The sequence below is a fragment of the Streptomyces sp. NPDC006610 genome, assembly GCF_040611575.1.
Taxonomy (GTDB): Bacteria; Actinomycetota; Actinomycetes; order Streptomycetales; family Streptomycetaceae; genus Streptomyces.
Genome location: NZ_JBEXOP010000024.1, coordinates 1 through 20,204, shown reverse-complemented (window position 1 = coordinate 20,204; position 20,204 = coordinate 1). Strand labels below are relative to the sequence as shown.

The following is a 20,204-nucleotide window of genomic DNA, read 5'->3' as shown; positions in this document are numbered from 1 at the left end:
CAGCCATGGCGGACGGCCGCATCCCGAGCGGCGGCGACGGGTTCGGGCCGTCCCCGGGTGCCGACCCGGTGGCCGGCCCCGTCCCCGCCGTACGGCCGTTCCTCGTCACCGCCGGCCGGGTGGCGGGCAAGGACGAGGCGGCGGCCGGCCGGCCGATCCCGGTCGAGACCCAGGTGATCGCCACGGCCGAAGGGCTCGCGGCGCTCGACGGTCTCGTCTTCGAGCGGCACGACATCGTCGCCGCCTGCAAGCAGCCGCAGTCCATCGCCGAGATCGCGGCCCGGCTGCGGCTGCACCTCAACGTCGTCCGGGTCCTCGCCGAGGACCTGCGGGCCGTGGGGCATCTGGCGGTGTACGTGCCGAACACGGCCGCCACCCATGACGCGTCCGTCCTGCGAAGGGTTATCGATGGCCTGCGCGCCATCCCCGACTCCCGGGGGGTACTCCGTGACATCGACTGAACCGCTCGCCGCCGGCACGGCCGCGGAGCCCGCCGTACGGCCGCCGCTGCCGGTCAAGATGGTGATCGCGGGCGGTTTCGGCGTGGGCAAGACCACCGCCGTCGGCGCCATCTCCGAGATCGAGCCGCTGACCACCGAGGCCGCCATCACGGAGGTCGCGGCGGGCGTCGACGACCTTTCCCACACGCCGGCCAAGACGACGACCACCGTCGCCATGGACTTCGGGTGCATCACCATCGACCCGACGCTGAAGCTGTACCTGTTCGGCACGCCCGGCCAGGACCGGTTCGGGTTCATGTGGGACGACATCGTGGAGGGCGCGGTCGGCGCGCTGGTCATCGTCGACACCCGGCGGCTGGACGACTGCTACGCGGCCGTCGACTACTTCGAGCACCGGGAGATCCCGTTCGCCGTGGCGGTCAACGCCTTCGACGGGACGGTGGAGCACGCGCTGGAGGAGGTGCGCTGGGCGCTGGACGTCGCCGAGCACGTCCCGGTGGTGGTGTTCGACGCCCGTGAGCGGGGCTCGGTGCGGGACGCGCTGCTGGTCGTGCTGGAACTGGCGCTGGCCCGCTCGGAGGGCTGAGCGTATCGCTCGCGTACGGCTGCGGGGCGGGCGATCGGGCGCCCGCCCCGCGGACGTTCGGCGCACGCCGCTCGTCAGCCGCCCGTCATGCGCCTCTCGTCGTACGCCGTTCGTGGTACGCCGTTCGGCACGGGCCGTTCAGCCGTTGCCGCGCACCCCGCGCGAGACGGTGCAGCGGGCCACGGCCCAGAACACCGCGAGGGTGGTCAGCGCCATCGCGGCGACCAGCGTGGCGCCGCCCACGACCTTCTCGTAGTCGTGCTGGTAGAGGCCGTCGACGATGTAGCGGCCGAGGCCGCCGAAGCTGACGTAGGCGGCGATGGTGGCGGTGGACACGATCTGGATGGCCGCCGAGCGCAGCCCGCTGAGGATCAGCGGCAGAGCCATCGGCAGTTCCACGCGGAAGAGGACGTCCGCCTCGGCCATGCCCATGCCGCGCGCGGCGTCCACCGGCGCGGGGTCGACCGAGCGCATGGCCTCGTAGGTGGTGACCAGGATCGGCGGGACGGCCAGCACCACCAGGGGGATCAGCACCGGGGCCATGCCCAGGCCGAGCAGCAGGAACATCAGCACCATCAGGCCGAAGCTGGGCAGGGCGCGGCCGATCGTGGCGATCAGGGCGAGGGCGTTGCCGCCCCTGCCGGTGTGGCCGGTCACCAGGCCGACCGGGAGTCCCACGGCGGCGGCGATGCCGAGGGCCATCAGCGTGTACTCGATGTGCTCGGCGACGCGGGTGGGGATGCCGTCGTAGCCCTGCCAGTGGGCGCCGTCGCCGAGGAAGGCGCCCATGTGGTCGAGGACGTTCACCGGGCGGCCTCCTTCACGGTGAGCCGGCGCGTGGCCGAGCCGCGGGGCATCCACGGCGTCAGCAGCAGGCGCAGCCCGATGAGCGCGGCGTCGACGGCGGTGGCGAGCACGGCGGTGCCCACGACGGACAGCCACACCAGGCGCGGCTGGTCGTTCCTCATCCCGGCGTCGAGCATGTTGCCGAGGGCGCCCTGGTTGCCGATCAGCATGCCGACGCTGACCAGGGAGATGCTCGACACGGACGCCACCCGCAGGCCCGCGATGATGGCGGGCGCCGCGATCGGCAACTGCACCTGGAGATAACGGCGTACGGGGCCGAACCCCATGGCGGTGGCCGCCGCGAGCGTCTCCTGCGGCACCGCGCGCACGCCCTCCACGATGGCCGGGACCAGGACGACCAGGCTGTAGACGGCCAGCGGGATCATCACCGTGGTCTCGCTCAGACCGGTGTAGTCGATGAGGACCACGAAGAACGCCAGCGACGGGATCGCGTAGAGGACGGTCGTCACCCACAGCACCGGCGGGTACAGCCAGCGCACCCGCACGCACAGCTGGGCGAGCGGCAGCGCCACCACCAGACCGGCCAGGACCGGGATCAGCGCCTCGCGCAGATGGAGGGCGACCAGGCCGGCGTAGCTGTACTCGAGATAGCTCGGCATGTCGAAGAGTTCGCTCATCGTGCGGCCTTCTCCGTCCGCGCGCTCGTGGCGTGGGCGCCGCGGATGGCCTCGGCGATGGTCTGCTGCGAGACCACTCCGGCCGCCCGGCCCTCGCCGTCCACCGCGACGGCCCAGCCGGTCGGGGAGAGCACGGCGCAGTCGAGCGCGGCGCGCAGCGAGTCGGCGCCGGCCGCGAACGGGCGGCCGTAGGGCAGGAGCCGGCCGGGGTCGGCCTTTCCGGCGGTCAGCTCGCGCGGCTCGGCCCAGCCGAGCGGCCTGCCGTCCAGGTCCGTGACGAGGAGATAGGGGACCTCGCCCGTGTCGCGGGCGGCGATCTGCTCGGCGGTGGCGTCGACGGCGACGATCGGCGAGGTGAGCAACTCCAGCCCGGCGGAGGGGAAGAAGGACAGCCTGCGGATGCCGCGGTCGGCGCCGAGGAAGTCCTCCACGAAGGCGTCGGCGGGGCTGGAGAGCAGCTCGGCGGGCGGCGCGAACTGGGCGAGCCGGCCGCCGGTGCGCATCACGGCGACCATGGTGCCGAGCTTGACGGCCTCGTCGATGTCGTGGGTGACGAACACGATGGTCTTGCCCAACTCCGCCTGAATGCGCAGAAGTTCGTCCTGGAGGCCCTTGCGGACGACGGGGTCGACGGCGGAGAACGGCTCGTCCATCAGCAGCACGGGCGGGTCGGCGGCCAGCGCCCGTGCCACGCCGACGCGTTGCTGCTGGCCGCCGGAGAGCTGGTAGGGGTAGCGCCCCGCCAGGGAGGCGTCCAGGCCGACGCGGTCCATCAGTTCGCGCGCCCGGGCGCGGGCCCGGTCCTTGCCCCAGCCGAGCATCCGGGGGACGGTGGCGATGTTGTCGACGATCGTGCGGTGCTGGAAGAGTCCGGCGTTCTGGATGACGTAACCCATGGACCGGCGAAGCGTGTTGACCGGCTGCTGCCTGCTGTCGACGCCGTCGATGAGGATCGTGCCCTCGCTCGGCTCGACCATCCGGTTGATCATCCGCAGGGTCGTCGTCTTGCCGCAGCCCGAGGGACCGACGAGGACGGTGATCGAACGGTCCGGTATCTCCAGCGACAGCCGGTCGACCGCCACCGTGCCGTCGGGGTACCGCTTGGTGACTGAATCTATCCGTATCAAAACGCCGAACACCCTTCGGGTTTGGCAGTTCCTGCCCGCTCCCGCCGGGGCGGCCGGGCCGTTGCGGGGAGAGTCTAGACCCGTTGTGTCGTCGCCGGTTCAACCAGATCGCCGGTCGCGGTCGGGGCGCCGACGGCACTCCGGCGGCCCCGCTCACCCGGCGGTCGGCGCGTTCGGGGTGCTGACCGGGACCGCCGCGCACAGCCCGGCCGGGCCCGAGGCGTGCGTGGCGGTCCCGGCCCCGGCCGGGGCGGTCCCGGTTCACCGTCCGGCTCCCGCTCGGCGGCGGCCGGGACGGGGATCAGGAGTAGGTGACGTCCGAGGCGCTGTAGCGGCAGTACGTGCCGTCGGGGCCGCTGCCCAGCGAGGTCGGCTCGGCGCCGCTGCTGTTGCCCCGGAAGCGCTCGCAGACCTTGATCTTCTTGCTGCTGTCGCCGACGATCGTGATGTTCGAGAACGTCGCGGTGTCGCCGTAGTTGGTGTTGATGCCGGCGAGCACCTTGCCGGGCGCGGTCACCTTGACGTTGCTGACGACCACGGCGCGCTTGTACTGGGTGGAGCAGTTGCCGCAGGAGCGGTACAGCTTGCCGAAGTCGGAGACCTGGAAGTCCCTGATCGTCAGCGTGCCGGCGCCGTTGTGCTGGAAGACCTTGTCGTCCGCGCCCTTCGCGCCGCCGCCGGAGACCAGGTACGCCGCGGAGGCCGACTTGCCCTTGAAGCTGGCGGCGTCCTCGCCGACGTTCTCCCACCACACGTTCTGCAGCGTGCAGCTGCCGAGGCAGTGGACGCCGTCGGCGGCGGGGGTGCCCAGCACCACGTTCTTCAGCACCGCGCCGTCGGCGAGGGTGAACAGGGGGTCCTGGCCCTCGTCCTGGCTCTCGTCGCCGAGCGCGCCGGAGCCGTAGAAGCGCTTGAGGGAACCGTCGTAGGTCCCGGAGACCTGGATCGTGGAGGTCACCGCCTGCTGTCCGGCCGGGGTGGGCCAGGCGCCGAGCGCGGAGGTCGCCGTCGCGGTGGGCGTGGCGGGCCGCGTCGCGGTCGCCGACGGCCTGGCGGTGGCGGTGGGGGACGCGGACGGCGAGGCGGGACGTGACGTGGACGACGCGGTGGCGGACGGGGCGCCGGCAGTGGTCGCGGCGAGCGTCCAGGACTTCGTGGCGGCCTTGTCGCAGGAGTTCTGCTGGGCCAGGCCGCCCTTGAGGTTCAGGCACTTGGCACTGAGCCCGTTGACCAGGTGGTGGGCCTCGCCGACCGCGCTGAGCTTCCAGACCTGGGCGGCGCCGCCGTCGCAGTCCTGCCGCTCGACGGGCTTGCCCGCCGAGGTGGAGTCGCCCTGCACGCCCAGGCACAGCGCGCCGTTGGTGACGGTGAACCCGCCCTCGGCGTCGGCCAGCTTCCACACCTGCGCGGCGCTTCCGTCACAGGCGGCGGCGCCGGGCTGCACGCCACCGGCCGGCGCGGTCAGACAGGTGTCGTCGGCACCGTTGACCAGCCGGTACGTCCCCGCACCGGGGCCGGACGCGGACGCCGACATCAGCACGCCGGTGGCGACCGCGCCACCGGTCAGCGCGGTCGCCAGCACGGCCACCACGATGCTTCTACGACCCTTGGTGCTCCTGCGCCTCGACCGGCGCGGGCTTGCGTTCTCGCTCACGTGATCTCTCTCGTTGGACACGTTCCGAACCCCCGTATGCACCCGTTGGTCGCCGCCGGGGGCGGGGAGGTTGCCGTGTCCGTCGAAAAAGATCGACGCGTTTCACTCCCCGGCCGGCTCCAGGCGCAGGGAGATCGAGTTGATGCAGTACCGCTGGTCCGTCGGAGTCGGATAGCCCTCGCCCTCGAAGACGTGCCCGAGGTGCGAGCCGCAGCGGGCGCAGCGCACCTCCGTGCGGACCATGCCGTGCGAGCGGTCCTCGATCAGCTCGACGGCCGCGCTGTCCTTCGGGTCGTAGAAGGACGGCCAGCCGCAGTGCGACTCGAACTTGGTGTCCGAGGTGAACAGTTCCGCTCCGCAGGCGCGGCAGGAGTAGACGCCCTTGGTCTTGGTGTCGGTGTACTCGCCGGTGAAGGCGGGCTCGGTGCCGGCCTGCCGCAGTACGGCGTACTCGGCCGGGCTCAGCTCCGCCCGCCACTGCTCGTCCGGCTTCTCGACGTCGTACGGCATGTGCGTCAGCCCCTCACTTCGACAGGCGGTCCAGGATGAGCGGGCCGAGGTCCGTGACGTCGCCCGCGCCCATGGTGAGAACGAGATCGCCGGGCCGTGCCATTCCCGCGATCACCGCGGGAGCCTCGGCCTTGTCGCGCACCGCCGTCACGTCCGCGCCCGCCGCGCGGGCCGCGTCGATGATCAGCTCGCTGGTCACGCCGGGGATCGGGTCCTCGCGGGCCGGGTAGATGTCGAGCACCACGGAGGCGTCCGCGAGGGCCAGCGACTGCCCCATCTCCTTGCCCAGCTCCTGGGTCCGGGAGAACAGGTGCGGCTGGAAGAGGACCACGATCCGGGCGTCGCCGGCGGCGGCCCGCATGGCCTCCAGGTCGGCGGTCATCTCGGTCGGGTGGTGGGCGTACGAGTCGATGACCTGGACGCCCGCCGCCTCGCCCTTGAGCTGCAGCCGCCGCTTCACGCCGGTGTAGGCGGCCAGGGCCTGCGCCAGCTCGGCGGCCGGCACGCCGAGCGCCGCGCCGGCGGCGAGCGCGGCGACCGCGTTGTGGGCGTAGTGCCGGCCGGGCACGGAGACGGTGAAGGTCAGCTCGCTCCCGTCCAGGACGACGGTCACCTCGCTCTTGAGGCCCTGCGCGACGACGGACAGGATCCGCACGTCCGCGTCCTCGGACTCGCCGTACGTCACCACCCGCACGCCCTCCACGCGCCGGGTCAGCTCGCGCGCGCCCTCGTGGTCGGCGGAGATCACCAGCGTGCCGCCGGGCACGATCCGCCCGGCGAACGTCCGGAAGGAGTCGTGGATCTCCTCCATGGACGCGTAGTTGGCGTGGTGGTCCAGCTCGACGTTGAGCACGATCGCCACTTCGGGCGCGTACTTGTGGAAGCTGCGGTCGCTTTCGTCCGCCTCGGCGACGAAGATGTCGCCCCGGCCGTGCAGGGCGTTGGAGCCGGGCGCGTCGAGGTCGCCGCCGATCGCGTACGACGGGTCCAGGCCCAGCTCGGTCAGCGACACGGCCAGCATCGAGGTCGTGGTGGTCTTGCCGTGCGTGCCGGCGACCGCGAGCCCGCGCAGCCCCTCCATCAGCGCGGCGAGGGCGTCGGAGCGGTGGACGACGGGAATGCCCAGCTCGGCGGCGCGCACCAGCTCGGGGTTGTCCTGGCGGATCGCCGACGACACGACGACACAGCTGGCGTCGTCGGCGAGGTGCCCGGCCGCGTGCCCGATGTGCACCGTCGCACCCAGCGCGCGCAGCGCCTCGGCGGTGGCGGAGTCCTTGGCGTCGCTCCCGGCGACCTTGGCGCCGCGCTGGGCGAGGATCTTGGCGATGCCCGACATGCCGGCCCCGCCGATGCCGATGAAGTGCGGTCGGTCCATGGCGGTAGGAAGGCCGGCTGCCATGCGTGTTTCTCCCCGGGTGCGGTGCGTAGGACGATGAGCGGCCCCAGCCTATTGCGTACGGCGGGGGCACGGCGCCAAGGGCACGGGGCCGTGCCGACGCCTGTGCCGTACCGTCTCCGGGTCCGGACTGCCGCGCTGCGCGGCCTGCCGGCGCACGGCCCCGGTGCCGGCCGCCGTGGGCCACGACGCGCGGGCGCGACCTGCCGTCCGCCCGCCGGACTACGCCTTGCTGTGCGAGAACAGCTTCAGCACCGGCACCCCCACCTTGTGCCGGGCACGGGACGCCCAGTCGCGGTGGAAGAACTCCTCGACGTAGTGCGGATCGGTCAGCACGATCACCTCGTCCGCCCCCGTCTCCTCCACCAGCCGCTTCAGCGCGTCCAGCGGATGGTCCTCGATCAGCCGCCCCACGGCCTGGGCCCCGGCCGACCGCAGCGCGACGAGGGACACCTCGAGGGCCCGCTGCCCGACGCTCAGGGCCTCCTCGCCCTCGGGGGTCTCCCCCTCCCGGACGGCCTCGTCGAGTTCGCCCAGGGCCACGTCGTCGATGGCCCGCAGCAGCCGGTCGGCCTGCTCCCCGCGGGGCTGCAGCAGCACGTGGAAGGCCACCGGCTCGTCCCCGTGCAAGGTGGTGACGAACTCCACGTCGGCGGACGTCAGGGCCTTCTCGATCATCAAAACGCTGGTGAACACCGCGCCCCATTTCTCCCTGCGGAAACCATCCTTCCCCGTGATCGCACGGGTACTGCGAGTCCTAGTGTGCCCCGCCGAGGGGAAGCGGAACGGTAGATTCCGAAGAAACGGAAGGAGAGATTCCGCTTCATCGGGCCCGCCGGTAGCGGGAGTAGAGGAACCCGTCCTCCTCCAGCAGGGACGCCAGTTCGAACCGGTGCGGCACCGCCACCGACGGCCCCCCGGCGATGCGCTGCGCCCCACCCGCGGCGAGCATCGGCGACACGGTCAGGCACAGCTCGTCCAGCACCTCCGCGGCCACGAGCTGGCCCAGCAGCCGCGGGCCGCCCTCGGTCAGCAGCCGGGTGTGGCCGAGCCCGGCGAGCGCGCGCACCGCACGGGCGGGCTCCACACCGACGCCGTCGCCCGCGACCACCACCCGGGCGCCCGCCTTCTCGGCCGCCGCGACCCGGTCGGGCGCGGCGGCGGCGCCGGTGAGGATCAGCGTGGGGACCAGGGGCGAGGTGAACAGCGGCAGCGAGTAGTCCAGCTCCAGACCGGCGCTGACCACCGCGATCGCCGGGGCCGGCCCCTGCCCCGCGGCCTCGCGCAGGTCCGCGAACTCCTTGCGCTCGCGGGCGGGCCGGTACCCCTCCAGGCGAACCGTTTCCGCGCCGACCAGGACCACGTCCGCGAGGGCTCGCAGGGTGCCGAAGATCCGCATGTCGGCGGCGTTGGAGATGGGGTGGGAACGGCCGTCGTGCTGGGCCGCGCCGTCGAGCGTGGAGACCATGTTGGCGCGCAGCCAGGGCCGCGGCTCGCCGGGCGGGGTCTCGGGGTAGGCGTAGGCGGCGGCCAGCTCGGCCAGGCTCCACTCCCGCGCGCCCTCGTCCGCCCCCGGGGTCCCGCCACAGGCCGGGGCAGCTGTCTGGTCGGTCACAGGGAACAGGCGTCGCATGTTCTGCAGTCTGACACGCCCTTTAGCATGGGTAACCGTGTCGTCCTCCCCCGCCGCATCCGGCGCCCACCCGATAGCCGACGCGGCTCCGCTCTCCCTGTGCGCCCGCGAGCCGCACGTTCCCGCGGAGCGGCTGGTCGCCGAGATGGTGCCGCCGCCGCGCTTCGACTCGGTGCGCTTCGGCACGTACATCCCGGACCCGAACCAGCCGAGCCAGAGCGAGGCCGTACGGGTGCTGGAGGGGTTCGCCGCCGGGCTCGGCGGCGCTCCGGACGGCGGCGGCAGGCGGGGCTTGTTCGGATTTGGCAGGGCCAGGGCGCCCAAGGCGCCGGCCGGCCCGCGCGGCGTCTACCTGGACGGCGGCTACGGCGTCGGCAAGACCCATCTGCTCGCCTCCCTGTGGCACGCGACCCCGGCCGAGCCCGCGCTCAAGGCGTTCGGCACCTTCGTGGAGCTGACCAACCTGGTCGGCGCGCTCGGCTTCCAGCAGACCGTGCGGACCCTGTCCGGGCACCGGCTGCTGTGCATCGACGAGTTCGAGCTGGACGACCCGGGCGACACCGTCCTGGTCTCCACGCTCCTCGGCAAGCTGGTCGAGGCGGGCGTCGCGCTCGCCGCCACTTCGAACACGCTGCCGGGCAAGCTCGGCGAGGGCCGGTTCGCGGCGGCCGACTTCCTGCGCGAGATCCAGGGCCTGTCCGCCCACTTCCGCGCCCTGCGCATCGACGGCGAGGACTACCGCCACCGCGGCCTGCCCGAGGCCCCGGCGCCGTACGGCGCCGACCGGGTGACCCGGGCGGCACACGCCACCGAGGGCGCCTCGCTCGACGCCTTCCCCGACCTGCTGGACCACCTCGCCCGCGTCCACCCCAGCCGTTACGGCGCGCTGACCGACGACCTGAAGGCGGTCTGCCTGACCGACGTGCGCCCCGTCCCGGACCAGTCGACGGCCCTGCGGCTCGTGGTGCTGGCCGACCGGCTCTACGACCGCGAGGTGCCGGTCCTCGCCTCCGGCGTGCCCTTCGACCGCCTGTTCAGCGAGGAGATGCTGCAGGGCGGCTACCGGAAGAAGTACTTCCGGGCCATTTCGCGGCTGACCGCCCTGGCCCGCGACGCGCAGCGGCTCGTCGAGCACCGGTAGCCGACGGCGGTGCCCCGGCGGCCGGTCGAGCCTCAGCGACCGGGTCGGGCCCCGGCAGTCGGCGTGAGCCCCGGTGAACCGGTCCGGCCCCGGCAGTCGACGTGAGCCCCGGTGAACCGGTTGAGCCCGAGCCGCCGACACGAGCCCCGTAACCCGTTCGGCGCAGCATGGATCACGCCAATCACCCGCTGTTTTCAGGCGGTCTGCGCTCTGTGACACTGAGTTAACCCTGCAAAGAACTTTGCAGGGTTAATGTCTTTCTTGACCAACCGTTGACCAACCGTTGGTGCGGACTAGAGGCGTGCAGAAACCGGAAGGGTGCTCATGTTTCGAGGTGCGACGGTCAAGGCCCCGATCCCGGGCCACATCGCCGACCCGTGCACCCGCCCGCCCTTCGCTCGGCACGCTCCCTTCGCAGACGCGCACATGCCCCGCCACCGCGGGGCCGCGGCCCAGCGGCCCGCAACCATGCGACGGCCCTCCCCCACCACTGTCCCTACCGCCCGACGCGCCGTACCGCGCGCCAGGAGGAATCGACACATCATGCAGCCCCTCATCGACAACGCCCGCACGTTCGGACAGCGCCCTGAGGAGTTCGCCGGCCTCGCCCAGGGCCAGTCCCCGGACGTCCTGTTCATCACCTGCTCCGACTCCCGGGTCGTCCCCGCCCTGATCACCGGCGCCCGCCCCGGCCAGCTGTTCGAGCTGCGGACCGCGGGCAACATCGTGCCGCCCTACACCGCCGGGCGTCCCACCGGCGAGGCCGCCACGATCGAGTACGCCGTGGAGGTGCTCGGCGTCCAGGACGTCGTCGTCTGCGGCCACTCGCACTGCGGCGCGGTCGGCGCGCTGGTGCGCGGCGACGACCTCGAGGCCGTGCCCGCCGTGCGCGACTGGCTCGCGCACGCGGCCGACGAACCCAAGTCGGCCGACCCGGCCGACCCGACCGTCGCCGACGCGGTGCAGCACCATGTGCTGTCCCAGCTGCTGCGGCTGCGCTCCTACCCGTGCGTGGAGCAGAGACTGGCGGACGGCCGTCTCCGGCTGCACGGCTGGTACTACGAGGTGCACACCGGGGCCGTGCTCGAACACCGCGCCGCCACCGACGCGTTCGAGGCCCTGTGAGGACCGCGATGAACTCGTCCCCCCGCAGGCTCACCCGCGAGTTCCCCTACCTCAAGCAGGACTTCGCGGCCTCCCTCGTGGTGTTCCTGGTCGCCCTGCCGCTGTGCGTGGGCGTGGCCGTCGCCTCCGGCGTCCCGGCCGAACTGGGCCTGGTCACCGGCATCGTGGGCGGCATCGTCACCGGACTGCTGCCCGGCAGCAGCCTCCAGGTGTCCGGTCCCGCCGCCGGGATGACCGTGCTGGTCTTCGAGGCGGTCCAGGAGTTCGGGCTGCCGGCGCTCGGTGTGATCGTGCTGGCCGCCGGGCTGCTCCAGCTGGCCATGGGCGCCCTGCGACTGGGGCGCTACTTCCGGGCCATCTCGATCGCGGTGGTCGAGGGCATGCTGGCCGGCATCGGTCTGGTGATCATCGCCGGCCAGGTCTACGCGGCGGCCGGTCTGGAGGCTCCGGACTCCGGCCTGGGCAAGATCCTCGGCCTGCCCGGCGCGATCGTCGACGCCGCAGGCGACGGCACGGCGCTGATCTCGGCCACCGTCGGAGCGGTCACCGTGGCCGTGATGGTGCTGTGGCCGCGGCTGCCGCACAAGCTGCGCTCGGTGCCCGGCGCGCTCGCCGCCGTGGTCCTGGCCACCGTCGGCACGCTCGTCCTCGACCTGGACGTGGCCACCGTCGAGGTGCACGGTCTGCTGGACTCCATCCAGCCGCCCGGCCTCGGCGAGTTCGGCGAGCTGGCGACCCCGGCGTTGCTCGGCACGGTCCTGGCGTTCACGCTGATCGCCTCCGCCGAGAGCCTGTTCAGCGCGGCGGCCGTGGACCGGCTGCACGACGGGCCCCGCACCCAGTACGACAAGGAGCTGATGGCCCAGGGCGCGGGCAACACGGTGTGCGGCGTGCTCGGCGCACTGCCGATGACCGCGGTGATCGTGCGCAGCTCGGCCAACGTCCGGGCGGGCGCCCGCACCAAGGCGTCCCGGGTGATGCACGGCGTCTGGCTGCTGCTCTTCGCGGCGATGCTGCCCGGAGCGCTGGCGCTGATCCCGGTGCCCGCGCTGGCCGGCATCCTGGTCCACGCCGGCTGGAAGCTGATCCCGTTCCGGCAGATCGCCGCGATGTGGCGGGGCCACCGGGGTGAGGCGCTGATCCTGGTGGTCACCGCGGTGTCCATCGTCGCGGTGAACATGTTCGAGGGCGTCCTGATCGGTCTGGCCCTGTCGGTCGTGAAGACCGCCTGGGAGGCCTCGCACGTCAAACTGGAGGTCGTGGACAAGGGCGCAGGGCCGATCCAGGCCTATCTGTCGGGCAACGCCACGTTCCTGCGGCTGCCGAAGATACTGGACAGCCTGGAGGCCCTCCCGCAGGACCGGCCCATCGAGCTGGACCTGTCGGGCCTGCACCACCTGGACCACGCCTGCCGTACGGCGCTGGAGAACTGGGCCGAGCGGCACAGCGCCTCCGGCATCGACCCGGTGAAACTGATGCTCGCGTCGGCCGCGCCCGCCGACCGGCAGCTGAGCAGTACCTGACCGCGTCCGCGTCCGGGACGACGCCCGGTGTCGTCTCCCTGTCCGCCCATGGCCAGGGAGACGACACCGGGCATATCGTTGCAGGAGCGGGCAGAGCGGACGCATCAGACCTCTGGGTGAGGAGGTCGTCATGGTCGAGGAACTGCTGGCGGCGGGCGCGGCGGCCGGCTGCGCCGGGGTGGTGTACCTCGCGGCGGCGGCACGGGTCGTCAAGCAGTACGAGCGCGGGGTGGTCTTCCGGCTGGGCCGGCTCCTCGGGGACGCGCGGTCGCCCGGGTTCACGCTGGTGGTGCCGTTCGTCGACCGGATGCACAAGGTCAACATGCAGATCGTGACCCTGCCGGTGCCGGCCCAGGAGGGCATCACCCGCGACAACGTCACGGTGCGGGTGGACGCGGTGGTGTACTTCCGGGTGGTCGACGCGGCGAGCGCGCTGGTCAAGGTCGAGGACTACAAGTTCGCCGTCTCCCAGATGGCGCAGACGTCGCTGCGCTCCATCTTCGGCAAGAGCGACCTGGACGACCTGTTGTCCAACCGCGAGCAGCTCAACCAGGGCCTGGAGCTGATGATCGACAGCCCCGCCGTGGGCTGGGGCGTGCAGATCGACCGGGTGGAGATCAAGGACGTGTCGCTGCCGGACACGATGAAGCGCTCCATGGCCCGCCAGGCCGAGGCCGACCGCGAGCGCCGGGCCCGGATCATCAACGCGGACGCCGAGCTCCAGGCGTCGAAGAAACTGGCCGAGGCGGCGCAGGCGATGTCCGAGCAGCCCGCCGCGCTCCAGCTGAGGCTGCTGCAGACGGTGGTGGCGGTGGCCGCGGAGAAGAACTCCACGCTGGTTCTGCCCTTCCCGGTGGAACTGCTGCGGTTCCTGGAGCGGGCGCCCGCGCAGGACCACGCGCCCGCGCCGAACGCCACGAAGATCGCGGACCGCGCTGCCGCCCCCGGCGTCGCAGAGATCCCCGACCGCCCGCCCTCCTCCGGCGTCACACAGACCCCGCACCTCGCGCCTTCCCCCGCCGTCCCCCAGACCCCCGCCTCCGCGCCCGCGCCCACCCCCGGCGCCGCGGATCTCCCCGCCCCCGCCCCCGGCGTCGCGCGGGCCCCGGACCGTCCGGCCGGGTGACTTCCGGCGGACCCGGCGCGACGGTCGCACCGATCATCCGCTTTACATCGTTAGGTTCGTCCGGTGATCCTTCCCGTACGACGCCTCGCCGCGCTCTGCGCACTCGGCGCCGCCCTCACCGCCTGCGGCGCCCCCGAACTTCCGCGGCGGGCCGTGCACCGGGTCCCGACGCCCGCCGAGGTCTCCTCCCGTCCGCCCACCCTGGCGCCCGGCCCCGCGGGTCTGACCCCGGTCTTCGAGCGCGGCGCGCGCACGCCGGACCGGACGGTGGCGCTCACCTTCGACGCCGACATGACCGCCGACCAGGGCGCGCGGGCCGCCGCCGGCGAGCGCTTCGACAACCCGGAGCTGATCGCCGCACTGCGGGCGCTGCGCGTGCCTGCCACCGTGTTCATGACGGGCCGATGGGCGGAGGAGTACCCGGTGCAGGCCCGCGCCATCGGCCGCGACCCGCTCTTCGAGGTCGCCAACCACTCCTACAGCCACCACGCCTTCACCGGGGACTGCTACGGGCTGCCCACCGTCCCCGAGGAGCGGATGCGGGCGGACGTGGAGCGGGCGTTCGCGGCGTTCCGCAGGGCGGGCGTACGGGACCCGAAGCCGTACTTCCGCTTTCCCGGCGGATGTTACGACCGCCGGGCGCTGCGCGCGCTGAGCGGCGCCGGGGTGACGGCGGTCCAGTGGGACGTGGTGGGCGGCGACGCCTTCGCCACGGACGCCGGCGCGGTCGCCCGCCAGGTGCTGGACGGCGTACGGCCCGGCTCGGTCGTCGTCCTGCACTGCACCCGCAGCGCGGCCCCGGCGACCGAGCGGGCCATCCGCACGATCGTGCCCGAGCTGCGCCGCCGCGGCTACCGCTTCGTCAAGGTCTCGGAGCTGATCGGGACGGCGGCCGGCCGCCCCGGGGCCGGTCTCTGAGCCCCGGCCGCGGAGCCCTGCGGACCTGACCACGAAGCCCTGCGCGCCCGGCCTCGGAGCCCTCCGGACCCGGCCACGGGGTCCTACGCTGGAGACATGAGCGAAGCGAAGGACGACGAGGCGACCGGCTACTGCCTGATCGACGCCACGCGCCCGCCCAGGGCCGACGGGCCGCCGTACGCGGACTGCGTGCTGTGCAGGGAGCCGACGGAGTACCCGGAGTCGTACAAGGGCATCACGCTCTGCCCGGTCTGCGAGTGGCAGGAGGCGCAGCGGACGGCCTGTTCGGGCTGACCCCGGCGGCCGGGAGGAGCGGAACGGAACGGATCTTCCGCCTGGCAGACTTGGGGCGTGACCCACGCATCTCCCGAGCAGTCCGTGCGCGACCTCGCCCCGCAGTTCGTCCTCCCGCTGGTGGTCCGGATGGAGCGCGACGCGCGCCCGGCCCGGACGGACGCCCTGGAGACGGCGGCGCGCGCGGTGCTGGTGCTGCTCACCGACGAACGCTCCGTCGGCGAGGGCGCGTGGGCGCGGGCCGTGCGGGACTGGCAGGACGCCCGGATCCGCAAGGTCGTGCGCCGGGCGCGCGGGGCGGAGTGGCGGCGGGCAGAGGCTCTGCCCGGCATCACCGTCACCGGCGAATCCGCGGAGGTACGGGTCTTTCCTCCCGTGCCGCTGGACGGCTGGCCCAAGGACCTCGCCCGCCTCCAGGTCTCCGGCACCGACCTCGACGACCCGGAGCCGCCGGTCGAGGCGGACCGCACCGCGCCGGTGCTGTGGCTCAACCCCGAGGTGTCCATGTCGGCCGGCAAGGCCATGGCCCAGGCCGGGCACGGCGCCCAGCTGGCCTGGTGGGCCCTGTCCGACGAGAACCGCGCCGCCTGGCGGAAAGCGGGCTTTCCCCTTTCGGTGCGCACGGCCGCCCCGGACCGCTGGCGCGAGCTCACCGCGTCCGGCCTGCCGGTGGTCCGCGACGCGGGCTTCACGGAGATCGCCCCCGGTTCGGCCACGGTGATCGCGGACCACCCGGCGCTGCGCCGCGCCCGCTGAACGCCCCGCCCCTCCCGTACGTACCTCCTGGCGCCGACGCGGCACGAACGCGCCCACGCTCAGCAGTCTCCGGGAGGCACCTTTGCGGCGTATCAACGGTACGGCCCTGATCATCGCGGCCCTCGTCGCCACCGCTGCGGCGCTCGCGTTCCCCGTGTGGTCGTACGCCGACCGCTCCGGCACCGGACAGGCGAACGTCGCCGCCGGGACCGTGAACACCCGGTGGGGGCCGTTGACGGCGGCCGACCGGGATCTCATCGTGCGGGTGCGGCTGGCGGGGCTGTGGGAGCTGCCCGCCGGTCAGCAGGCCATGGAGCGGGCGCCCAGCGAGGCGATCAAGGAGGCCGCGGACCATCTGATCGTCGGCCACACCGACCTGGACAAGCGGGTGCGGATCGTCGCCGCCCAGCTCGGCGTCGAACTGCCGAACCAGCCGAACGAGCAGCAGCAGGGCTGGCTGGACGAGCTGACCGCGGCGACCGGCGAGGAGTACGAGTACAAGTTCGCCAACCTGCTGCGCGCGGCGCACGGCAAGATCTTCCCGGCGATCGGCGCGGTGCGGAACAGCACCCGCAACACGCTGGTGCGCCAGCTCGCCTCGGACGCCAACCTGACCGTCCTGGACCACATCACCGTCCTGGAGAAGACCGGCAAGGTCGACTTCGACGCCATCGCCGACGACGCCGCGAACGCCTCCACCGCCAGCCCGACCGGCCCGCCGCCGCCCGTTCCCGGGCAGATCGCGCCGTCGGCGCCTCCCGCCGAGCCGAGCGGCGAGATCGGCACCACCTCCCGGCCCTCGCCGGGCGAGCCCGGCACCGTCGACACCGGCCGCCCCGATCCGGTGGACTCGGAGGGTGCGCTGCGGTGACACGGCGCCCACCGACGCAACCTCAAATGTTGCTCTGAAGGCGGTCGGCGCGGGGTTCGGGGCCGGGGCGCGGGGCCATACCCTCCTCACGCGGGGACACGGAGGCGGGGGATCATGGAGCGACCGGGACAGCAACGGGAACTGGGCACGGGCATCGGATGGCGGCCGGAGATCGCGGACGCCGTGGAGGCCATGGCGGGCGTCGACTGGGTGGAGGTCGTCGCCGAGAACGTCTGCCCCGGCCACCTCCCCGACTCCCTGCGGCGGCTGCGCGCCCGCGGGGTGACCGTCGTCCCGCACGGCGTCTCCCTCGGCCTCGGCGGCGCCGACCGGCCCGACGAGGGGCGGCTGACGGCGCTCGCCGAGCGGGCCGAGGCGCTGGAATCGCCGCTGGTCACCGAGCACATCGCGTTCGTCCGGGCCGGCGGCGCGCTCACCGCGTCCCCCGCGCTGGAGGCCGGGCACCTGCTCCCGGTGCCGCGCACCCGCGACGCCCTCGACGTGCTCTGCGAGAACGTCCGCATCGCCCAGGCCGCGCTGCCCGTCCCGCTGGCCGTCGAGAACATCGCCGCGCTGATCTCCTGGCCCGGCGAGGAGATGACCGAGGGACAGTTCCTGTACGACCTGGCCGACCGCACCGGCGTACGTCTCCTCATCGACGTGGCCAACCTCCACACCAACCACGTCAACCGCGGCGAGGACCCGGCCAAGGCCCTGGCCGACCTGCCCGTGGAGGCCATCGCGTACGTCCATGTCGCGGGCGGCTTCGAGCGCGACGGCGTCTGGCACGACAGCCACGCCCACCCGGTCCCGCGCCCGGTGCTCGACGTCCTCACCGACCTGGCGGCACGCGTCGCACCGCCGGGCGTCCTGCTGGAGCGCGACGAGAACTTCCCCCGGCCCGAGGAACTGGAGAGCGAGCTGACGGCGATCCGGACAGCCGTGGCGGAGGGACGACGGCTCGCGGACGCCGGGGCCGGGGAGGCGCGACGGCCCGCGGACGCCGGGACCGGAGAACCGCGACGGCCCGCGGACGCCGGGACCGGAGAACCGCGACGCCCCACGGACGCCGGGACCGGAGAAGCGCGGCAACTCACCGCCGCCGCAACTGATGCAGCACGGCCCGCCGCCGCAGGAACCGAAGAAGTGCAACGGCCCGCCGCCGGAACCGGGGAGGCGCGGGCAAAGACGCCCGGCGGCCCGACGGCCCCCGTCGCCGCTGCCGTCTCCGCCTCCGCTCATGCCCGCGTCCCCGCCGCCACCCGGCAGCGCGTCGCCCTCGCGCAGGCCGCCCTGCTGTCCGCCCTGGTCGCCGGGACGCCCGTGCCCGAGGGGTTCGACCGGGTGCGGCTGGGGGTGCAGGCGCGGGCGCTGGCCGCCAAGCGGGCGGACGTCGTCGCCAGGGTCGCGCCGGAGCTGCCCGCGATCCTCGGCGCCGGTTACCGCGCGGCCTTCCTCGCCTACGCGCAGGGCCGGCCCATGACCGGCGGCTACCGGCACGACGCGCTCGCCTTCGCCGAGTGGCTGCTGCGGGCGGGCCGCGTCCGGGACGCGCGGGCGCGCGGGGAGCTGCGGGACTGGTGGCTGGAGCGGTCGGGACCGGCGGCGCGCTCCCGCTCGGGCATCGCGGCACGCGCGCGGGCCGGAGTGGCGGCGCGGGCGCGCCGGGTCCTGTCGCGCCGCTGACGCGCCCCGGGGGCGCACGGAAGCACTCGGCGGCGACACCGGCCGACGGTGCTTGTCTTCTCCCGTACCCGAACCAAACATCCCTTTTGTCGCCGCCGAGCTCCGAAAGGGATACGCGATGAGAGCTGCCGCCCTGTACACGGCCGCCGGTTCCCTGCTCCTGACCACCCTCGCCGCCGTCCCGGCCGCGCCGGCCGGCCGGGCGGTCCCGGCGGCCGAGGCGCGGGGCGTCGCCGTGGCCGCCGCGCGGGCCGCAGCGACCGGGATCGCCTTCGGCAAGTGCGCCGACGCCCAGGATCTGCCCGGGCACATGGAGTGCGGCACGGTCCGCGTCCCGCTCGACTACGCCCGCCCGAACGGCCGGCAGATCACCCTCGCCGTCAGCCGCGCCCGGGCCACCCACCGCGACCCCGGCAACAGCAAGCGCAACGTCCCCAGGCAGGGCGCGCTGGTCTACAACCCGGGCGGACCGGGCGCCTCCGGCCTCTACTTCCCGCTGGCCGGACTGGTGCCCGAGTGGAAGCGCCTCGCCGCCGCCTACGACCTCGTGGGCTACGCCCCGCGCGGCGTCGGCCGCTCGGCCCCGATCTCCTGCGAGGACCCGAAGCTGCACTTCAAGGCGCCGACGCTCTCGCCGACGCACCCCACCGAGGCGTACAAACGGGAGCGCGTCGCGCGGGCGAAGGCATACGCGCGCGGCTGCGCCGAACGGTCGGGCGACGCGCTGCGGCACTACCACTCGCTGAACAACGCCCGCGACCTGGACGTCCTGCGCGCAGCGCTCGGCGAGAAGCGGCTGACGTTCATCGGGGCGTCGTACGGCACCTACTTCGGAGCGCTCTACGCGACGCTGTTCCCGTCGCACGTACGGCGCATGGTGTTCGACTCGGCGGTGAACCCGGACCCCGCCAAGATCTGGTACCGCAACAACCTCGACCAGTCGGCCGCGTTCGAGGACCGCTGGGAGGACCTGAAGGAGTGGATCGCCGGGCACGACGACGTGTACGGGCTCGGCGTCACCGCGAGCGGGGTGCAGCGCAGTTACGACCGGGCGCGGGCACGTCTGGCCGCCGAGCCCGCGGGCGGGAAGGTGGGGCCGGGGCAGCTGCAGGGCGTGTTCCTCCAGGCCGGGTACTACGACGACTACTGGCCGCACCGCGCCGCGGCCCTGTCGGCGTACCTGAAGGGCGATCCGCAGCCGCTGATCGACCTCGCCGCTCCGGTCGAGGAGGCGGCGGCCGAGGCGGAGAACTCCAGCGCGGTCTACACGGCCGTCGAGTGCAACGACGCGCCCTGGCCGACGGACTGGAGGGTGTGGGACCGGGACAACACGCGGCTCGCGCGCGTCGCGCCGTTCGAGACCTGGGACAACGCGTGGATGAACCTGCCGTGCGCCTTCTGGCCCGCGCCGCGGCAGCGGCCGCTGGACGTGCGGACCGGGCCGGGCGAGCTGCCGCCGACGCTGATCCTGGCCGCCGAGCGGGACGCGGCGACGCCGTACGAGGGGGCGCTCGAACTGCACCGGCGGCTGCCGGGGTCGGTGCTGGTGACGGAGCGGGACGCCGGCACCCACGGCCTGGCGGGCGGCCCCAACCGGTGCCTCAACGGCCATCTGGACGCCTACCTGCTGGAGGGCCGGCTGCCCGGCCGCCGCGCCTCCTGCGCGGGGCGGCCCGAACCGGTCCCGGCCGCCCCGGCGGCTGCCGGTCCGGAGACCGGCCCGGCAGCCGAGGGGGAGCCGACGGCGAAGGCCGGCCCGGCCGGCCAGGGGCGGCGCTGACCCGGTCCCGGACCGCGCCGGCCCTGGCCCGCACCTCCCCGCCCCGCCTCGCCCGACCGGGGCCAGTTGAAACTCGACAGCCCCCTGACGGTGACGGTGCACGGCACGGTCGACGGCCGCCCCCACACCGACG

The 20,204-nt window shown here is 73.7% G+C and carries 19 protein-coding genes and 2 pseudogenes; 12 read left to right on the top strand and 9 right to left on the bottom strand.

Going from position 1 to position 20,204, the window contains the following annotated elements; genetic code table 11:
- The first annotated feature begins 5 nt into the window (after positions 1 to 5).
- Together ABZY13_RS20165 and ABZY13_RS20160 are read left to right on the top strand one after the other, a co-directional pair.
- Entirely contained in the window at positions 6 to 461 is a 456-nt protein-coding gene (locus ABZY13_RS20165; protein ID WP_356632544.1) for a DUF742 domain-containing protein, read from the top strand.
- Entirely contained in the window at positions 448 to 1,047 is a 600-nt protein-coding gene (locus ABZY13_RS20160) for an ATP/GTP-binding protein (RefSeq protein WP_356632542.1), read from the top strand. The genes ABZY13_RS20165 and ABZY13_RS20160 overlap by 14 nt, the downstream gene beginning before the upstream one ends.
- A 138-nt stretch (positions 1,048 to 1,185) precedes the next feature.
- Here ABZY13_RS20160 and ABZY13_RS20155 read toward each other — a convergent pair whose 3' ends face one another.
- The 9 genes and pseudogenes from ABZY13_RS20155 to ABZY13_RS20115 all read right to left on the bottom strand — a co-directional run bounded on the left by ABZY13_RS20155 (position 1,186) and on the right by ABZY13_RS20115 (position 8,851).
- Positions 1,186 to 1,854, bottom strand: a complete 669-nt coding sequence (locus ABZY13_RS20155; RefSeq protein WP_356632540.1) for an ABC transporter permease — start codon at positions 1,852 to 1,854, stop codon at positions 1,186 to 1,188.
- A complete protein-coding gene (locus ABZY13_RS20150; RefSeq protein WP_356632537.1) occupies positions 1,851 to 2,531 on the bottom strand; it encodes an ABC transporter permease subunit in 681 nt (226 codons plus the stop codon). The genes ABZY13_RS20155 and ABZY13_RS20150 overlap by 4 nt, the downstream gene beginning before the upstream one ends.
- Positions 2,528 to 3,658 carry an ABC transporter ATP-binding protein gene (locus tag ABZY13_RS20145; protein WP_356632697.1) on the bottom strand — a complete coding sequence of 377 codons (1,131 nt, stop codon included), beginning with the start codon at positions 3,656 to 3,658 and terminating at the stop codon, positions 2,528 to 2,530. The genes ABZY13_RS20150 and ABZY13_RS20145 overlap by 4 nt, the downstream gene beginning before the upstream one ends.
- Before the next feature lie 301 nt (positions 3,659 to 3,959).
- Positions 3,960 to 4,661, bottom strand: a pseudogene (locus ABZY13_RS20140) (pectate lyase); the annotation flags it as partial.
- Positions 4,662 to 4,832: 171 nt separating this feature from the next.
- Positions 4,833 to 5,192, bottom strand: a pseudogene (locus tag ABZY13_RS20135) (RICIN domain-containing protein); the annotation flags it as partial.
- Between the two features lie 222 nt (positions 5,193 to 5,414).
- Positions 5,415 to 5,822: a peptide-methionine (R)-S-oxide reductase MsrB gene (msrB, locus tag ABZY13_RS20130; RefSeq protein WP_356632535.1), complete on the bottom strand. Its 408-nt coding sequence runs from the start codon at positions 5,820 to 5,822 to the stop codon at positions 5,415 to 5,417.
- Between the two features lie 13 nt (positions 5,823 to 5,835).
- Positions 5,836 to 7,221 (bottom strand): UDP-N-acetylmuramate--L-alanine ligase, encoded by a 1,386-nt coding sequence (gene murC, locus ABZY13_RS20125; protein WP_356632533.1) that lies wholly within the window; start codon positions 7,219 to 7,221, stop codon positions 5,836 to 5,838.
- A gap of 219 nt (positions 7,222 to 7,440) precedes the next feature.
- Positions 7,441 to 7,914 (bottom strand): indole-3-glycerol phosphate synthase, encoded by a 474-nt coding sequence (locus ABZY13_RS20120; protein ID WP_356632531.1) that lies wholly within the window; start codon positions 7,912 to 7,914, stop codon positions 7,441 to 7,443.
- A 127-nt stretch (positions 7,915 to 8,041) separates the two neighbouring features.
- Entirely contained in the window at positions 8,042 to 8,851 is an 810-nt protein-coding gene (locus ABZY13_RS20115) for a pyrimidine reductase family protein (RefSeq protein ID WP_356632529.1), read from the bottom strand.
- A gap of 37 nt (positions 8,852 to 8,888) precedes the next feature.
- Here ABZY13_RS20115 and zapE point away from each other — a divergent pair, with 37 nt between their 5' ends.
- The 10 genes from zapE (at position 8,889) to ABZY13_RS20065 (ending at position 20,071) form a co-directional block, all read left to right on the top strand.
- Positions 8,889 to 9,992, top strand: a complete 1,104-nt coding sequence (zapE, locus tag ABZY13_RS20110; protein ID WP_356632527.1) for a cell division protein ZapE — start codon at positions 8,889 to 8,891, stop codon at positions 9,990 to 9,992.
- Between the two features lie 543 nt (positions 9,993 to 10,535).
- Positions 10,536 to 11,117, top strand: coding sequence for a carbonic anhydrase (locus ABZY13_RS20105; RefSeq protein WP_356632525.1), 582 nt, complete (start codon positions 10,536 to 10,538; stop codon positions 11,115 to 11,117).
- A gap of 8 nt (positions 11,118 to 11,125) precedes the next feature.
- Positions 11,126 to 12,640: a SulP family inorganic anion transporter gene (locus ABZY13_RS20100; protein ID WP_356632523.1), complete on the top strand. Its 1,515-nt coding sequence runs from the start codon at positions 11,126 to 11,128 to the stop codon at positions 12,638 to 12,640.
- Between the two features lie 130 nt (positions 12,641 to 12,770).
- Complete coding sequence (locus tag ABZY13_RS20095; RefSeq protein WP_356632521.1) at positions 12,771 to 13,766, top strand: SPFH domain-containing protein; 996 nt, start codon at positions 12,771 to 12,773, stop codon at positions 13,764 to 13,766.
- Positions 13,767 to 13,829: 63 nt separating this feature from the next.
- Positions 13,830 to 14,684, top strand: coding sequence for a polysaccharide deacetylase family protein (locus ABZY13_RS20090; RefSeq protein ID WP_356632519.1), 855 nt, complete (start codon positions 13,830 to 13,832; stop codon positions 14,682 to 14,684).
- A gap of 96 nt (positions 14,685 to 14,780) precedes the next feature.
- Complete coding sequence (locus tag ABZY13_RS20085) at positions 14,781 to 14,978, top strand: hypothetical protein (RefSeq protein ID WP_356632517.1); 198 nt, start codon at positions 14,781 to 14,783, stop codon at positions 14,976 to 14,978.
- A 57-nt stretch (positions 14,979 to 15,035) separates the two neighbouring features.
- On the top strand, positions 15,036 to 15,734 hold the full coding sequence (locus tag ABZY13_RS20080; RefSeq protein ID WP_356632515.1) for an aminoacyl-tRNA hydrolase: 699 nt from the start codon (positions 15,036 to 15,038) through the stop codon (positions 15,732 to 15,734).
- Positions 15,735 to 15,816: 82 nt separating this feature from the next.
- On the top strand, positions 15,817 to 16,605 hold the full coding sequence (locus ABZY13_RS20075) for a DUF4142 domain-containing protein (RefSeq protein ID WP_356632513.1): 789 nt from the start codon (positions 15,817 to 15,819) through the stop codon (positions 16,603 to 16,605).
- 114 nt (positions 16,606 to 16,719) lie between these two features.
- Positions 16,720 to 18,291, top strand: coding sequence for a DUF692 domain-containing protein (locus tag ABZY13_RS20070; RefSeq protein ID WP_356632511.1), 1,572 nt, complete (start codon positions 16,720 to 16,722; stop codon positions 18,289 to 18,291).
- A 118-nt stretch (positions 18,292 to 18,409) separates the two neighbouring features.
- Entirely contained in the window at positions 18,410 to 20,071 is a 1,662-nt protein-coding gene (locus tag ABZY13_RS20065; protein ID WP_356632509.1) for an alpha/beta hydrolase, read from the top strand.
- The last annotated feature ends 133 nt before the right edge of the window (positions 20,072 to 20,204 follow it).

What these genes read in the sequence shown, in the direction of transcription:
- ABZY13_RS20165 (WP_356632544.1), top strand. Translation starts at nt 6, where the DNA reads ATGGCGGACGGCCGCATCCCGAGCGGCGGCGACGGGTTCGGGCCGTCC.
- ABZY13_RS20150 (WP_356632537.1), bottom strand. Translation starts at nt 2,531, where the DNA reads ATGAGCGAACTCTTCGACATGCCGAGCTATCTCGAGTACAGCTACGCC.
- msrB (WP_356632535.1), bottom strand. Translation starts at nt 5,822, where the DNA reads ATGCCGTACGACGTCGAGAAGCCGGACGAGCAGTGGCGGGCGGAGCTG.
- murC (WP_356632533.1), bottom strand. Translation starts at nt 7,221, where the DNA reads ATGGCAGCCGGCCTTCCTACCGCCATGGACCGACCGCACTTCATCGGC.
- ABZY13_RS20115 (WP_356632529.1), bottom strand. Translation starts at nt 8,851, where the DNA reads ATGCGACGCCTGTTCCCTGTGACCGACCAGACAGCTGCCCCGGCCTGT.
- ABZY13_RS20105 (WP_356632525.1), top strand. Translation starts at nt 10,536, where the DNA reads ATGCAGCCCCTCATCGACAACGCCCGCACGTTCGGACAGCGCCCTGAG.
- ABZY13_RS20100 (WP_356632523.1), top strand. Translation starts at nt 11,126, where the DNA reads ATGAACTCGTCCCCCCGCAGGCTCACCCGCGAGTTCCCCTACCTCAAG.
- ABZY13_RS20095 (WP_356632521.1), top strand. Translation starts at nt 12,771, where the DNA reads ATGGTCGAGGAACTGCTGGCGGCGGGCGCGGCGGCCGGCTGCGCCGGG.
- ABZY13_RS20085 (WP_356632517.1), top strand. Translation starts at nt 14,781, where the DNA reads ATGAGCGAAGCGAAGGACGACGAGGCGACCGGCTACTGCCTGATCGAC.
- ABZY13_RS20070 (WP_356632511.1), top strand. Translation starts at nt 16,720, where the DNA reads ATGGAGCGACCGGGACAGCAACGGGAACTGGGCACGGGCATCGGATGG.
- ABZY13_RS20065 (WP_356632509.1), top strand. Translation starts at nt 18,410, where the DNA reads ATGAGAGCTGCCGCCCTGTACACGGCCGCCGGTTCCCTGCTCCTGACC.